Genomic DNA, 16,142 nt, shown 5'->3' with positions numbered 1-16,142 from the left:
ATTGCCCATAGTCAAAAGTACAGAGAATTTCCAATTGACCATTGACCACTGACAATTGACGAAATCACATTTCCGATGCTGAAGAGCGATTGAAAAAGTTAGATAAGTAGGCAACTAATACACCGATGAGAAAACCAGCTATATTGCGAACTAAAGGTAGCCAGTCAGAGGTGCGGGATACTACAGGCCCAATACCGAAAGCGATAAACAAGATTCCCCACAGAGGAGAAAAAATTAAAGCCCATTGCCAAGCAATAACTTGTCCGTCACGCCGGGGTTGAGCCGCAAATCCACACACAATTCCACCAATGATTGAGCTAATCAAAGTCAGAATCCACTGCTCTTTAGGCAATCCAGGAACAACACGGCAACCGCCTTGACGCAAACAAGTTTCAATTGATTCTAAAGCTTGTATAATTGCTCCGTCTTCGCCTTCTTCTCGTACAAAGTATAAGTTGCCAAAGCGTGTTTGTAGTTCTACCCAAAATGTGCGGGGTAGCAACTTATAAACTGCATCGCCGACGTTGAAATTGAGAATATTACCACCACTGGCATCAGCAACTAATAAAACACTTTTATCATCAAGTTTCCAAAAGTTTTTAACTGCTAAACCAGGCGTACGGTCATACTGAGTTAAAACTCTCAACTTCCAACCGGTTTCAGCTTCAAATTGTTCTAGTTTTCTAACAAGGTTTTCTTCCTGAGCAGAGGTAAGCGATTTGGCTAAGTCTACGACTGGGGTTGGGGTGTCTGGTAGTAACTCTGGATTGTCGTAAGCATGAGCGTAAGGAGGATGGGTTGCCCAAATTGACCCTGCCAAGAAAAACACTGCACAAAATACCAGAATTCGTCGCCAAAAACAATGCTGCATGGACTTTTTTATACGATTCTCTACAGTAGACGTGAACAAGTTGTTTTAAAAGATTAGAGGAAAACTGATAATTCTTTACACTTTTTAACTTTAATCTAATTTAAGTCATTAGTCATCTGGGAAGAGATCAAGTGTCATTAGTCAATTAACAAATGACTAATGACAATTGCAAATTAAAGAGGTTTGTGTGTCGGTATACCGACAGCACGGGGAAATTTAGCTGGTGTAGTTGCAATCTTCCGCAAGTACAAACAATGACGAAGACTTTTACTCAAAGGAGTGGTAAATTGTTCAATTGCTTCTATTTCACCACCAAGCAGTTTCACAGCATCTGTTAAAGCTGTAGTTTCCTCTTCTGTCCAATTACCCCGGTAAATAATGGCTAAACCACCTTGTTTGAGTAATGGCAAAGTATATTCCGCACAAACTGATGCATTACTAACAGCGCGAATCATGGCGACATCGTAGTTTTGGCGGTACTGTGACTGCTGACCAATTTCCTCTGCTCTGCCAGTTAACGTTTTAACATTCTCCAGTGCTAACTCAGGTAAGATCTGTTCCAGAAAAGCTATTTTTTTGCGAGTAGAATCCACAAGTGTGACAGTACAATCAGGCAGTGCGATCGCTACAGGAATACCAGGAAAACCCGCACCTGTACCAATATCAATGAAGTGGTGGGGTGGTGAAGCGAAATCTTTCTCCCCAACTCTTAATAAGAGTGCAACTCCCCGCAGAGAATCCCACAGATGTTTTTCCCAAAATTCCTGGGGGTCAGTGATCCTAGTTAAATTAAGCTTTTGATTACCTTCTAAAATTAATTCATACAACCTCTGCAATTGTACTTGCTGTTTAGTGGTCGGTTGCCAATTGAGAGTTTGCTGCCATATCTCTGGCAATTCTGGTAAAGAAGGCGTGGTTGAGTCGTTCACAGTTTCACTCTCACCTTAACTTTTTTACGATTCGGCTTGGTGTCTTGGTGTTTTGGTGGTTAAATTTAAGATTTATTTTTTCACCACTAAGACACTAAGACACTAAGAAAACTATGCTTTGCAAGTTTTATTTTTAAGAAAATTTACGATAATGCGTAGTAACATAACGATTTCATATAGAAAATTAAGACATTTGTGACTAACGTCTTGACGTTGTTTATGAACGAGAACCCATTCATAAGGAACATTAAGACATTTATGACTAACGTCTTGACGTTATTTATGAACGAGAACCCATTCACCACAAACGTGAAAGCGTCGCAAATAAAAATTAAATTTATAGCGCCTACAAACTAATAATTGCTTAAGTTGCTGCTGCGAATCGTTTGTTTATTTCATCCCAGTTCAGCACATTCCACCAAGCGTCTAAATAATCGGCGCGGCGGTTTTGGTATTTGAGGTAATAAGCATGTTCCCATACATCATTACCGATTATTGGATATTTGCCTTCACTCAGGGGAGTGTCCTGATTGGGTGTAGTGACAACCTCAAGCTTGCCATCTGGGTTACGCACAAGCCAAACCCAACCACTACCAAAAAGTTTACTCCCAGCATCGTTAAACTGCTTTTTGAAATTTGCAAAACTGCCAAAATTGTCTTGGATAGCGTTAGCGATCGCTCCAGTTGGTTCACCACCACCATCTGGTTTCATAATCAGCCAAAACATCGAGTGGTTAATATGACCACCACCATTATTGCGTACCGTTGTGCGAATATCTTCAGGGACGCTGTTGAGATTACGCAGTAAATCTTCTACATTTTTGTTTTTGAGAACTGGATATTTATCCAATGCAGCATTCAGATTTTTGACATAAGTTGCATGGTGTTTGTCATGATGGAAGCGCATTGTAGCTTCATCAATGTGTGGTTCTAGGGCATTGTAATCATAAGGTAAAGGTGGTAGTTGAATTGCTCCTGAACTACCTGGGGGAGTAGGAGTAGGAGTAGGAATAGGAGTAGCAGGAGGGCTGGGAGTGGGTGTATTGGCGGAAGCACAAGCATCTAAAGCAAAAGCACCTACACCTGCACCAAGTAGAACCAAAAAGTGTCGACGTTGAAAAATCATAAGGGTGACTGAAGTAAATAAATTTAGTGAAATTAGTTTGCAGTTATTATTTTCGTAGATTTTGTCACATTAACTCCGTGATAATCGCTGTACTGCTTCTCCTTGTAGGAGTTGGTGTGCTTGTGTAAGGATGCGAGGAATTTTATCTGCATGGGGACTGCGTTTGAGACACTGGTGCAAATCTAGTTTGTCTATTTGGTCTACTTTGTTACCAGGGAACCAGTGACTACCATTGCCAAGCAGGTTGTAGCGCATTTTGGCGTAGTCTACCATATCGTAGGCGATCGCTAAATTCCACAGCCACAAAATTATTGGAATATTCACCTGTCCAGGAGTTTGTTCGTAGGTGGGCAAATTGACATGCCAGGTTTTGACCCAATCTTCTCCTAAAATTGTCATCGCTTCTTTCTCTAATCGTGCCAAAATAGGCGGCAAAATTTCTGAGGCGTTACCCAGCAAATCTAAAGTTTTTAGGTGTTCATCAAAGTCTGTTGGTTTTGCTGCGCCTAAACTGAGAGTATGTACTTGGGGATGACTCAAACAAAATAAATCGTTAAATACCATCGGACTCAAAGGGGCGCAAAGTTCGACTAACTTTTGCGGTGGATCGTATAACTTCCCTCCCTTATCAGATGGGCTAATAATAAATACACCCATGTCATGGTGAGTAGCAGCCTCAATCGCAGACCAATTAACTTGATTAATGTAATACCAGTGCAAATTAACATAATCAAATTGATTAGTGTTAATTGTCTGAATAATAATATCTGTAGGAGCATGGGTAGAAAAGCCAATAAACCTAACTTTACCTTGGGCTTTTAGCTTTTTTGCAACTTCTAAACAACCATCCGCTCGGATAGTGTAGTTTAATAATTCAGCATTGTTGATACCATGAATTCCTAGTAAATCAATATAGTCTAAACGCAGATATTTTAATGATTTTTCAAATTCCTTTAAAAATAATTTTGCATCTGCCTGAGGACTGACTTTAGTCTGAACAATCAATTTTTCACGCTTAAGTTTAGGTAAAATCCTCCCCAATTGCATTTCAGAAGTACCATAACCACGGGCAGTTTCGATATGATTAATGCCTAATTCTATTGCCCGTTGAATTGTCGCTTCCAAATTTGCCTGATTATCACCTGGAATCTGCCACTGTGGTACATCTTGCCATTTATATTGGTATCGCATACCTCCACAAGAAAACACAGGCATTTGTAATTCTGTACGGCCAAATCTTCTGTATAGCATGAAAGGTATGGGTGTGAATAAACTCAATTTGGTTGTTTGTTGTTTGAGACAAATACCAGTATATATTTGAGACAAAGTAAGCTAATGCTTATGGGATATAAATTTCAGTCTGTTTTAACGGACTTGAACTATGAAACTTGGACTTAATTTCCAAGCAAGCTATCAAATGAAGTTACTTAAATAAACATATGTCGTCCACACCCCAAGTTACACCTTTTGACCCCAGTCCAGCAAATCAGCAACCCATTGGTGTTGCAGTTGTTGGTACAGGGTTCGGTCAAAAAGTCCATATTCCTGGATTTCAAGCACATCCTCGTACCCCAGTGGTTGCTGTTTATCACCGCAACATAGAAAAAGCCCAAGCGATCGCCCAATCACAGAATATCCCTTACGCTTGTGATGCGATCACAGATATTGTTTCTTTAAAGGAAGTCCAAGCAGTTAGCATCGCGACACCGCCGTTTCTCCACTACGAAATGGCTAAGGAAGTTTTGCAAGCCGGGAAACATTTATTGCTTGAAAAACCTGTAACTTTAAACGTAGACGAAGCTAAAGAACTTTATTTTTTGGCAAAATCAAAAGGCGTGATTGCCACTGTAGATTTTGAATTCCGATTTGTACCCGGTTGGCAATTATTCTCGGAACTTTTATCACAAGGCTATGTTGGTAACAAACGCTTAATTAGAATTGATTGGTTGGGTTCCTCCCGTGCTGATGCTTCTCGTCCTTGGAACTGGTATTCACAAAAAGATAAAGGTGGTGGTGCGTTAGGTTCTTTGGGTTCCCATACGTTTGATTATATTAACTGGCTATTTGGTCCTGTACGCAGATTAAGCGCCCATTTGACTACTGCTATACCCCAACGTCCAGACACCAACACAGGCGAATTCAAGCCAGTCAATAGCGATGACACCTGCATGTTGATGCTGGAATTGGCAAATGGGACACCTTGCCAAGTTTCTATCAGTGCGGTTGTACATGCACCGCGTACTCATTGGTTGGAAGTGTATGGCGATCGCGGTACTCTAGTTTTAGGTAGCGAGAATCAAAAAGACTACATTCACGGTTTTCGTGTTTGGGCTTCTCAGCCTGGTAAACAATTAACGGAAATCGAAATTCCTAATAGATTAATATTTCCCAAAAATTATGCTGATGGTCGAATTTCTGCATTTCTGAGAGTTGTCGATCAATGGGTACGAGGAATTGATCAAGGAGAAGAAATAGCTCCATCTTTGCGAGAAGGTGTTTATTCTCAGTTACTGATGGATTTATCCCATGAATCAAATATGAAATCAAGCTGGGTTGATGTGCCTAGTTTGGAAGAGTTTTTAGGAGTTTGGTAGTTTACAAAATGTATTTTTATTGTATCGAACACCGATACAAACAGATAAACACAGATGGATTATCGGTGTGCATCGGTGTTCATCGGTGTTCGACTTTTTGCAAATTGTCACGAAGTCGGAAGAATAATAATTATCCAATACCAATACAAACAGATAAACACAGATGGATTATCGGTGTGCATCGGTGTTCATCGGTGTTCGATTTCAACAAAAATCAATTTTTCTGCCACCTATAATACCTATTTTGAGTCACAAACTAGCCCTGAGTTGGCGCAATCGACTTTTCAAATTATCCAATTTACTTTGCCATTGATTTTTCTTAACAGGTGCAGGTATCTCTGCTGCTGGTAAAGCTGGATTTAAGTTGCGGTAATATTGCCAAATTTCCCAATAAGGACAACCAGGTTGGATGCGAATACCTGCCCAATGTAGATATTGTAGTGGTTGATTGACTGTCGGATCAAATAGTACATGTTCCTTAATGTTAAAATTGGGAGTTCCTGCCCAATTGCCTGGTGCTTTTTCCTCGCGGCGGACAATGTTAAAACGGCGAGAAATCCGCTTGAGGAGCATGTAGTTAATGATTGGTTGATCAGAAGTTTTTTGAGAGAAATCAAAATACTCTGGATGAGCAGCACATTCGGCAAAAGTGTCGTATAAATCCTGTTGGGAAATGAGGTTTTTTTTAGCGCCCCAGAAACCACCATTAAAAATGTCTTTTAGTTCATTTTCAGTAAATACTTTTTCTGTTAAAACTTTAGGTGTAAAGACATTCTGAATACCGCCTAAGTGTTGATAATCGCAACAAATAAAGTCTACTTGATTAAGATAGTTGAGATTATCAATAATTTTTTCAAAGACAACAATATCTGTATCAATGTACAAAAATTCATCAAAGGGGCCAAACCAACAAGCCTGCTTACGGAATTGATTAGGGCGAGCGAAAAATTTTCCCCCAAAGGTTTCATGCAATTTCTGAGAAAGTCGGTCAATAAAATCTAAATCTTCGTAGATTCCAACTTGGTAATGTTTGCTGAGAGTGTTAGCGATATTGTGATAATTGTCATCATAAGGAATCATGATAATTGGTGTTTCTTGGTCATATAATCTAATACTGTTGAGGAGTGCGATCGCATGATCAGTGACTTTATCATTGGCAATAATATAAATTCCCCGAGTCATAAATTACACCTCAAGTTTTAAACCTAACTTTCTCAAAACTCTTGTTCTTAAACTTGGTGGTGCGTTGTAAGCTCTGGCTTTAGTAGCAAACTGGGGTCGCTGTTCTGGCTCATGCAAATAGCGATAGTGTAAGAAAATATCACGATAGGGAAAATCAATATTTTCACCATCACAAACTCTATTAAAAAGTTTGGAAGATAAACCAATATAATGCAAATAAGTTAATCTATTGCCCTGATCATAGAGAACATTATTGCGATTCTCAAATTGTGGAGAAGTTACACAACAGCCAGTAGCTTTACTTGCAGGTAAATTGAGCGAAAAGTTATAAAATGAGATATTTGCTCTCATTCTCATATAGTTGAGAACAGATTGATTAGGAGCAGCCATATATAAAACATCTGATTCCCCTTCATTTAATTTAGTCAGCAACCAATCTCTTTGTTCTGGGGGAAATATCCCTCGCCTAGAAGCGTAAAAACCAGAACAGAAAATTTCTGAGTTAATCTGCTGTTGACTAAATATCTCTAAAAGTTTGGGAGATTTTAAGTTGTAGATATGAGCAGGGTCTTTATACTGAAAGTCATAGACAACAAAATCATGATGATCCAACTGCTCAAAAATAAAATCTAGAGGCTGCATTACCAACGTGTCAGCATCTAAATAGATAAACTTTTCAAATATGCTATCTGAATCAAATGCACAGTAACGCCGATTTTCTCCCACTCTGTAAAACTTTTTAATCCCTCGTTCTTGCCAAGTTTGGATAGCAGTTGGATGAGATTGCCATACTTGCAAAGAAAATTCTTCCCAGCGAGCAAAAATATCAGGATCTTCTAGCAGAGTAACATTCTTTCGCGATGCAACTTCGCGACGCACTTTATCTACTTGATCATTATAAGCAATCACACATACAGGCACACCTGCACCAGCATTAACTTCTATGCTGTTAAGTAATGCCACCAATTGGTTATAAACTAAATCATTAGCTAAAGTATAAATTCCATTTTTCATTTTTTTAGCCTTGTTGTTTCACAAAATTCGATAGCCAATTGAGCAAATTTAATTCATGTAAAATAATTTGACGAGCCTCAGCAATAGCATCTTTGGCTTCATACCAAGCATCAGGAGTTGCAGTGATTTCTTGAATATAAGCAATACCTTTTTCATCTAAGCTAGGTAAGCGTAAAAAACTACCGGATGGTAATAATTTATCGGCAGCTGATCCACCGTAATAAATTGGTAAACACCACGCTAAAAGTGCATCCCATAATTTTTCACTGACATACCAATTATTGCCGCTATAATTCTCAATTGCCAGATTGTAATAGTACGGAGCCATACCATACCATTTATTACCTAACTCGCCTGATGATTTGGTCCAGCTAGGTAAATCTCGTCCGTAGAAATCTACTTTAATTCCACTTGATTGTAAAGACTTTAAAAAGTCTAAACGTTGGCGATGGTTAGCAGTACGGTTAATTCCAGAAGTAATCCAACTGCAAGTAGATGTCTTTTCTGGTGGTGGCATTTCATGCAAATCTCGAAAAGAATTGGCATGATACCAAATAGCAGGCATATAATCAGGAGTTGGAGCAAAATCATCAGGACCTGATACATAACCGCAATACTTTTGAGCTTCTTTGTAAGCTAATTTGTGTTTTTCTACAACTTCATCTAAAGGCGGTTCACGTAGTAAATAAATTATTCTTTCCTTAGGAATTCCGCGTAGAAAATTTTCGATTTTGACTTCTGATTTTTTCTGTCTACGAAATCTGTCCAACCAGGATTTTTTTTGGGGAGTTTTGGGAAAATTAAACTGATACATTAATAAAAAATCTGGTTGAGTTGCTAGCGCTTGCATTTGTATATTTCCCCAAACGCCAAATGGATGGGGTGTTTGTTGCCATAGCCAATCGCCTTGTTTTTCTAGTGCGCGATAGCTGCTAATCATGCCAATTGTTTTCATAATTAGTTAGTAGATTAATAAATATTTTCTCTCTGTGTTCTCTGTTTATCTGCGGTTTAAAATTTATTTATTGAACCGCACCAGACCCAGAGAAGGCAGAGGTAAGAGTTAGTGATTAACTAATTCAGGATGTAGAGATTCATCAATGTAACTAAGGATTTTGGTAGCACGATTTTCCCAGGAAAATTGTTTGACAAACTCGATAATTTCTGGGTATCCTTGTTCTTTGCGAGGATATGTTTCTAGTACCTGCTTTAATGCTGCGGCAAATTTATGCGGATTATCTGGTTCACACCAAGCAGCGATCGCGTTAGTATTTTTAAACTCCATTAGTGAAGGAATTTCTGTCGCCACAATTGGATTACCAGAGGCTAAATAATCAAACAGCTTCATGGGAGAGGTGAAAGTTGCAGCAGGACCAGAACAATGGGGATGAGCTAAAACATCAGCTGCTTGCAGTAAGGATGCTAAATCTTCGTGCAGAATATAGCCTAAAAAGCTAATGTTATCTACCTGTTTTTGTTGTGCTATTTGCTGATAATAAGCAACTTCTTTTTCATCACCTCCGGCACAGACAAATTCAATATTTGTTAATTTTTTAGCAACATCGATTAAAATATCAATGCCTTTAAATTTTCTTAATGCTCCTGAATAAACTACTAGTTGTTTTCGCCCATTTTTGAGTAGCTTTTGTCGCCATAGAGCAGCTTTTTCTGGTTGTCTTTCCATAAAAAAACGGTTATAGCCATTATGTAATTTAATCACTTTTTTTGGTGGCATTCCTTTGGCAATCATGTCATCTCGAATGGTATCGGCTACTGTGACAGCTAATTGAAATAAGGGATGATTCACGATTTCTGGCTCAAATTTTTTATCTTCGTGATGATGGTGTTCGTAAATAACTGGGATGCCATGTTTGATGGCAGCTTTGATAAAATTCCAGTTCCAAGCGTGAACAAGTTTAGTTTGGGAAAGAATATGAAATGGGAAATAATATTTTGTAGCGATGGTATTAGAATTAGTTAATTTTCCTTTGATATGGTCTACAGGCCAAGGCATTGGCAAAGGTGCTATTTTGAGTTTTTCTTGTAGATTATAGTACTTAATCAGTTCTGCTGATACTTTTCTGGGTCGAAAAGGACGAATTAAATTTAAAGGATTTAGTGCAGATAATCCTTTAGAGGGATAAGCTAAAACAGTTGGATAGCCTAAATTAGCTGCTCCATTAGCTGCGTTGGTAGATTGAACTAAACTTGCTCCTGGTTTGGGAATTTCATCTACTAAAAAAAAGATGTAATACTTTTGAATAAGAGAACTTTGCATAATTATTTAACTTTAATTATATTTTCAAAATTTTCTAAATTATTCAGAAAACATATGGCAGATTGCAGCGCTTTCTCAATAAATTCATTTTCTCGCTGAGAATTATTGTCTAGCAAACGCAAATAATTAACTATTTGATCGGTATCTGTATGAAACTCTTTGGCAATATTAACTAAGTTTGGATATTGGGTATTTGCATCTTGGGTTTGCCATTTTATTTCTAGGCTAACCATATCGTCAATCACATCAATAATGTTGAGAATTTTCAAAGCAGATTTATAAGCATCTGCAATTAATTCCTGTCTTTCTTGCGGGTTGTCCGCTAAGTTGTCAACTAATAACAGCAGAAACCCAATCATTGAATTGAGGCGTGTGCGAATTTCGTGGGAGATGCGAATTAAACCTTCTTGGTGTTTGCTGGTAGATTCTTGTTGTTCGCCAAACTGCATTGAGTACAGGCGGTAGTAATGACCGTTTTTTTGTAAAAGTTCTTCATGAGTTCCCACCTCTACTACTCGTCCTTGATCTAAGACGGCGATTTGATCAGCTTTCTGCACGGTAGACAAGCGGTGTGCAATTATCAAGGTAGTACGATCGCGACTTAAATCATCTATCGCTTCTTGTACTAAGCGTTCGGAAACTGTATCTAAGGCGCTGGTAGCTTCATCTAAAATGAGTATTTCGGGATTTTGTAATAAGGCTCGTGCGATCGCCAGACGCTGTTTTTGTCCTCCTGATAACATCACACCGCGATCGCCAATTAATGTATCAAATCCCTGGGGTAATTTACTGATAAACTCGTAAGCATTAGCTTGCTTAGCAGCAGTAATAATTTCATCATCGGTGGCGTCAGTACGTCCATAAGCAATATTGTTTCGCACCGAATCATTAAACAAAAAGGTGTCTTGACTAACAATTGCCATCCCTTTGCGTAGAGATGTAATTTCAAATTCCCGTATATCAATGCCATCAATGGTAATAGAACCGGAAATCGGGTCATAAAATCTTGGTAAAAGGTCTGCTATAGTTGATTTTCCGGCTCCAGAACTACCCACCAAAGCTAAAGTTGTGCCACGCGGTAGATATAAATCTACGTCCTTGAGTACCATTTTTTCATGACTAGGATAGGCAAAAGAGACATGGTTAAATTTAATACTTTTACTTAATTTTTTATAAGTAATACTACCATTTTTCATGAAAGGCTTATCATCCCGGCGGAGAAAATCAGCAGTTATTTCTACGCTGCTGGTTGCATTGGCAAAGCTATTGCGGAGAGTATTTAATTGAGAAATGAGTGGTAGTAATCGCAGTAAGATTAATAAATAAGTGAGTAAAACAGTTGAGAGTGAAGCAATTTCTTTTTGAAAAAATGTGCGACTTAAAATCACTATTAACAAGAGAGCAACAACTCCCATCACCTCACTAATCGGTGCGATCGCTTCGGAATTCATTTGAGAGCGAAAGTCAGCTTTTTCGCGCTCTCGAATAAATTCTTTAATGCGTTGATATTCCCTTTGCTCATTACCTGTTGCTTTAACTAATCTAATACCACTGAGAATTTCTAGAATCGCAATTGAATATGCTTTTGACATTTCACTCAGTAGTTTACCAAAAGTTCGAGAACGAGCAATTACATACTGATTAATCAACGTCACAAAAGACAACAAAACCGTAGCAGCAATAGTTAATTGCCAAGAAATCGAGATTAGTAAAGCGACAAAAACTAAGACAGTAATTCCTAGAATTATTAATTTCACTATATTGCTAATTGTAGTAGCAGCACGACCAATCTCTCCACCAAGCCGATTGATTAAATCACCAACTTTCATCTTGGCGTAATAATCTATGTCTATTTCTAGTAATAACTGTACACCTGCTTCTCGCATATCAGAAGTCAAGCGACGTGATAAATAGCTAGATGTCAATGAACTAGCGTAACTAGCTAAATTTTTTAAAAAAATTATTAGTATGATTACTCCAGCCATTAGCCACAAGCGATTATTTTCTGACATGTTATCAAACGGATAAGTAATCGCTTTGAGAATGGGAGGAGCGCTGCTAAAGTCTACTTCTTGTCCCACAATTTTTAAAATTACAGGCACAATTAAAGCCGTACCTACCCCGTTAAACAAAGCTCCAGAAAATCCTAATATTATTGTTAGGAAAATCAGACCTGGATAGGGTTTAGCAAATCTGAGTAGTAGTTTACGAGTAGACATTGGGGACTTAAATTAAAATATACTCATTCTTAACATGATTCGTGATTGATTTTTTGAAACAGCTAAAAAGTAAAATTAATCAAAATAAATAATTATGATGTTGCTGTTCCGTATTTATACGGTTGCACCCTAATAAATTGTAGATTTTGAATGGAATAATTCCACATCTCATCAAATTTTAAAATGTCTGCTATAAGTAACTACAACCGAGCAATTACCGATTTTAAGCTAGATGCCATTGCCTCTAAACTATATTTTTCTATACACCTTTGTCTAGCTCTTTTTCCACGTTCATTTGCTGCATCTAAATCTTGAAATATCAATTGAATTTGCTCGGCAATTTCTTCGGGAGAACTAGGCGCAGCTAAATAACCTGTTCCCCCTAAAATATCAGGAATATCCCCTACTTTTGTTGATAATACTGGTTTAGCCATTGCCATTCCATCTGTTAATTTCAGAGGGAATTGAGCGCGAGTTTCTGGAGTATCTCGTTGGGGAACAACCACAATATCAGCAGCAGCTATCACATCTGGCATTACATCTGCGGAAAACTTTGTTAATTTAACTATCCAACGTCCCCATTGCTGTTGAAGTTGGCGATCGTAATCATCGTAAGGACTACCACCGACAATGACAAGTTTTAAGTCAGGCTGATTGATTTTTTCTAGTGCCATGAGAATATCTTCTAGACCTTTATAAGGTCTTGGCGCACCAGGAAACATCAAAATTTTATATCCTGATAAACCATAACGATTTCTACTAGCATTGCTGTCATATCGGGATGGATCAAATAAAGAGGTATCTTTTCCATTAGGAACAAACGTACCTCCAAATCGTTGCTGCAAAAATTGATTATGTACAGTTACAGCATCAGCCTGATTAATCAAAGCTTCCATCCATTTCAAATACAAAGGATGATAAGGTGATCTTAAAGCACCATTTGGTTTCAATAAATCCCTTGCAAATTGTCTGAGCGTCGGACGATATTGCCAATTATCGCCACCGTGCCAACTCATTTCCCAATCATCAATATCTAGAATTACTGGTCGTCGAGTATAGAGTTTTTTTAAAAGTGCAACACCATAACTAGCTGGTTGGGGCTTAATTGCGTAAATAATATCTCCATCAATACGTTTTATTAATTCACCAATTGATTTAAAAAATTTTGGATAATTAGCACCATTTATAGCCTGTAATTGGGTATTAGGAGGAATGGCTGCATATAATTCCTTTCCAAATAAAAAACCTAAAATTTCTACCTCATACCCCAACTGCATTAATGATTTTTGTAATAATGATGCTCGAATATAACCATCATTAGTTGACAGATTCCAAACTAGTATTGATATTTTTAATTTATCTTTATGCTTCATAATAAATAGCACATCTTATAGCAACCGATTAATTGTTTTTGAATAAGCATCACATAAATAATACATCTGCGTCCATCTATGTTCATCTGTGTTCGATAAAATATACACAATTTTCACACAGATTAAATCCAGAACCAATGTAAATATATTCATTTTTCCCGCCAAGGATTAGTAACTTGATTAGGCATAAAAACTTGAGCAAACTTATCAAACACCCTTGTGTATAATGACCTAGTAATATTTTTTGCATATTGAGGTCTATAAGCATAAGTACAATGAAGAACCTTAATTTCTTCTTCAATTTCGTAGCGATCTTTCCATTTACTTAAATAGTTATAGGCGGGTGGCAAAACTTTCAAATTGGGACGTACAGTTTCAATCGCAGCTGCAAAAGCTCCTTGATCTCTTAATAACAACTTATCTTGATTGCTTTGAATAATTTCAAAATACTTTTGAAATTCATTAAAAAAGCTTTTGATTTTCTCATTTTTACGAAAAGCTATCAAGCCACTATTGTATTGAATACTATTTTCTTGTAGTGGCAGACCTACGGATTGTAAGATTTGCAAAACTTTTGGTAAATTTTCTTGCTGATTACCTCGCAGTAAATTTGTAGCTTTGCTAATAACAGGTTGTACATCTTCTGTTAATAACAAATCAAATTCATCTAGATAATCAAATACGTCATTGATATCAGTTAGTAAGCAAATATCCGAATCTAGAAAAATAGTTTTATCAAATTCCGAAAATGAATATAAAGCAACTTTTGCTAAACGCGATGCTAAAACAGTATTTTCATTAGCAGGTGCTGGTTTTAAAATGACATTTTTAAAAGCTGTGAGTAATGGATATAAAGCTTTCGGAACACGGTCTATAAGAATAATTATTGGTTCTTGATGAAACTTTCTGATAGCAGCTAAAAAATGAATGCAATCTTGAAATGAGTATAATCCTGTTAAAATAGTAATAAATCCTCTTGTTTCTTTTGACATTATTTTTCCCGATAATATTTATTGAGGGCTAAAAATTTGCACTTAATTTTTATGCACAAAAGCAATATATTCGTACAAATATTGCCCTGTATATTAGTTAATTTTTGGCTCTTAATTATTTTATAATGCCAAAATAAATATCAGTGCAATTTACCAGTTAACTAGTTTTAATCGTCCTGTTTGTATACGGTCAAAAATACGATTAATTTGACGACGTTCTCCTTCATTTATTTCACCATTATTCAGTACAGTAGATGTGAGTAATGCATGATCTAGACGACTCATTTCTCCTGATGCAATAATCCGATTTACAATTGCCTCAACAGCCAATTCAGATTTATTGTTAAGAGTTTTGTAGGCAGAGTTGTAATTAATCATTTTTCCCTGATGGATACAACGTTTCATGTCAATACTCGCTCTATTTTTAACTAATTAAATAGAGAGATTACCAACATAGAAAACTATGGTGCTAGATAGATAAAACAAATATTTATTTTGCTTTATCTAAAACTTTTTGTGTTTTGAACTTGCAAAACAACCAAAATAAATCTAACTTCGTATTTGCTTTTCTACCCAGAGAAATTTTACTGATAAATTTATACCTGGTTTCTAGTTAAAAAACTAATGACCGTAAAAATACGGTTGTCAGCTTTTATTTTTAAGAAGTCTTCAAGCTATAATCAGGAAAATGTAAATCTTGTGCCGATCACCTCAAGCTTTTGCTAAGCATAGGATTGCTGGTCAATGTTGAGTATCTATTTGTGAAGGAGGCACAGTTAATGCAAGTAATCCGTTTAGAGGCACTTTCAGACAATTACATTTTTCTTTTACACGATCGCCAACAAAATATCGCTGCCGTTGTCGATCCTGCCGAGGCAAAACCAGCTTTAACAAAACTTTACGAATTACAGGCAGAACTCGTAGCAATTTTTAATACACATCATCATTCTGATCACGTCGGTGGCAACAAAGAATTGATACAAAGATTTCCACAACTGAAAGTATATGGCGGAGCCGAAGACCGGGGTAGAATTCCAGGACAACAGATATTTTTGCAACCAGGCGATCGCCTTCAGTTTGGAGATAGAGTTGGGGAAGTAATCTTTGTACCCGGACATACCCGCGCACATATCGCCTACTACTTTCCTCCTCAGCACCCAGACGACACAGGGGAATTGTTCTGCGGCGATACCCTGTTTGCAGGTGGATGCGGTCGCTTATTTGAAGGTACGCCCACACAGATGGTAGACTCCCTGAGTAAACTACGTTCTCTACCAGATTCTACGCGAGTGTGGTGCGCCCACGAATACACTTTAAAAAATCTGCAATTTGCTCTCACCGTAGATCCTGACAACCCCGATCTACAAACTCGTTACGAACAAGTAAAAACCTCTCGCAGCAAAGGACAAGCAACAGTTCCTTCCCTGCTAGGAATTGAAAAACGCACAAATCCCTTTTTACGATGGGAACAGCCAGCATTACAATTAGCAGTTAACAGTCGCGACCCGATACAAACCTTTGCACGTCTGCGAGTCATGAAAGATAGATTTTAGTTATTTGTTAT

The 16,142-nt window shown here is 37.5% G+C and carries 14 protein-coding genes; 2 read left to right on the top strand and 12 right to left on the bottom strand.

Annotated elements, in window-relative coordinates; all coding sequences use genetic code 11:
* Window positions 1–64: 64 nt before the first annotated feature.
* The 4 genes from UYK_RS0123415 to UYK_RS0123400 form a co-directional block, all read right to left on the bottom strand.
* Complete coding sequence (locus UYK_RS0123415; protein WP_009456528.1) at window positions 65–871, bottom strand: TPM domain-containing protein; 807 nt, start codon at window positions 869–871, stop codon at window positions 65–67.
* Window positions 872–1,044: 173 nt separating this feature from the next.
* Window positions 1,045–1,800: a 16S rRNA (guanine(527)-N(7))-methyltransferase RsmG gene (gene rsmG, locus UYK_RS0123410; RefSeq protein WP_009456530.1), complete on the bottom strand. Its 756-nt coding sequence runs from the start codon at window positions 1,798–1,800 to the stop codon at window positions 1,045–1,047.
* Window positions 1,801–2,164: 364 nt separating this feature from the next.
* On the bottom strand, window positions 2,165–2,926 hold the full coding sequence (locus UYK_RS0123405) for a superoxide dismutase (RefSeq protein ID WP_009456531.1): 762 nt from the start codon (window positions 2,924–2,926) through the stop codon (window positions 2,165–2,167).
* Window positions 2,927–2,995: 69 nt separating this feature from the next.
* Window positions 2,996–4,177, bottom strand: coding sequence for an aldo/keto reductase (locus UYK_RS0123400; RefSeq protein WP_009456532.1), 1,182 nt, complete (start codon window positions 4,175–4,177; stop codon window positions 2,996–2,998).
* A 188-nt stretch (window positions 4,178–4,365) separates the two neighbouring features.
* Here UYK_RS0123400 and UYK_RS0123395 point away from each other — a divergent pair, with 188 nt between their 5' ends.
* On the top strand, window positions 4,366–5,520 hold the full coding sequence (locus UYK_RS0123395; RefSeq protein WP_009456534.1) for a Gfo/Idh/MocA family protein: 1,155 nt from the start codon (window positions 4,366–4,368) through the stop codon (window positions 5,518–5,520).
* A 249-nt stretch (window positions 5,521–5,769) separates the two neighbouring features.
* Here UYK_RS0123395 and UYK_RS0123390 read toward each other — a convergent pair whose 3' ends face one another.
* The 8 genes from UYK_RS0123390 to UYK_RS0123355 form a co-directional block, all read right to left on the bottom strand.
* Window positions 5,770–6,702 carry an Npun_R2821/Npun_R2822 family protein gene (locus UYK_RS0123390; protein WP_009456535.1) on the bottom strand — a complete coding sequence of 311 codons (933 nt, stop codon included), beginning with the start codon at window positions 6,700–6,702 and terminating at the stop codon, window positions 5,770–5,772.
* 3 nt (window positions 6,703–6,705) lie between these two features.
* Complete coding sequence (locus tag UYK_RS0123385; RefSeq protein WP_016872257.1) at window positions 6,706–7,716, bottom strand: Npun_R2821/Npun_R2822 family protein; 1,011 nt, start codon at window positions 7,714–7,716, stop codon at window positions 6,706–6,708.
* A 4-nt stretch (window positions 7,717–7,720) separates the two neighbouring features.
* A complete protein-coding gene (locus UYK_RS0123380) occupies window positions 7,721–8,671 on the bottom strand; it encodes a glycosyltransferase family 10 domain-containing protein (RefSeq protein WP_009456538.1) in 951 nt (316 codons plus the stop codon).
* A gap of 108 nt (window positions 8,672–8,779) precedes the next feature.
* Window positions 8,780–9,994, bottom strand: coding sequence for a glycosyltransferase (locus tag UYK_RS0123375; protein WP_009456540.1), 1,215 nt, complete (start codon window positions 9,992–9,994; stop codon window positions 8,780–8,782).
* A gap of 2 nt (window positions 9,995–9,996) precedes the next feature.
* Entirely contained in the window at window positions 9,997–12,213 is a 2,217-nt protein-coding gene (locus UYK_RS0123370) for an ATP-binding cassette domain-containing protein (protein ID WP_009456542.1), read from the bottom strand.
* A gap of 200 nt (window positions 12,214–12,413) precedes the next feature.
* Window positions 12,414–13,586 carry a glycosyltransferase family 4 protein gene (locus tag UYK_RS0123365; protein WP_009456544.1) on the bottom strand — a complete coding sequence of 391 codons (1,173 nt, stop codon included), beginning with the start codon at window positions 13,584–13,586 and terminating at the stop codon, window positions 12,414–12,416.
* Window positions 13,587–13,735: 149 nt separating this feature from the next.
* Window positions 13,736–14,578 carry a glycosyltransferase family protein gene (locus tag UYK_RS0123360; RefSeq protein WP_009456547.1) on the bottom strand — a complete coding sequence of 281 codons (843 nt, stop codon included), beginning with the start codon at window positions 14,576–14,578 and terminating at the stop codon, window positions 13,736–13,738.
* A gap of 150 nt (window positions 14,579–14,728) precedes the next feature.
* A complete protein-coding gene (locus tag UYK_RS0123355; protein WP_016872255.1) occupies window positions 14,729–14,956 on the bottom strand; it encodes a hypothetical protein in 228 nt (75 codons plus the stop codon).
* Window positions 14,957–15,357: 401 nt separating this feature from the next.
* Here UYK_RS0123355 and gloB point away from each other — a divergent pair, with 401 nt between their 5' ends.
* Window positions 15,358–16,131, top strand: a complete 774-nt coding sequence (gloB, locus tag UYK_RS0123350) for a hydroxyacylglutathione hydrolase (protein ID WP_009456549.1) — start codon at window positions 15,358–15,360, stop codon at window positions 16,129–16,131.
* The last annotated feature ends 11 nt before the right edge of the window (window positions 16,132–16,142 follow it).

The sequence above is a fragment of the Fischerella thermalis PCC 7521 genome (assembly GCF_000317225.1).
In the GTDB taxonomy this organism is placed as follows: domain Bacteria; phylum Cyanobacteriota; class Cyanobacteriia; order Cyanobacteriales; family Nostocaceae; genus Fischerella; species Fischerella thermalis.
The sequence above is the reverse complement of the archived record's forward strand: the minus strand, read 5'-3'. Positions and strand labels throughout refer to the sequence as shown.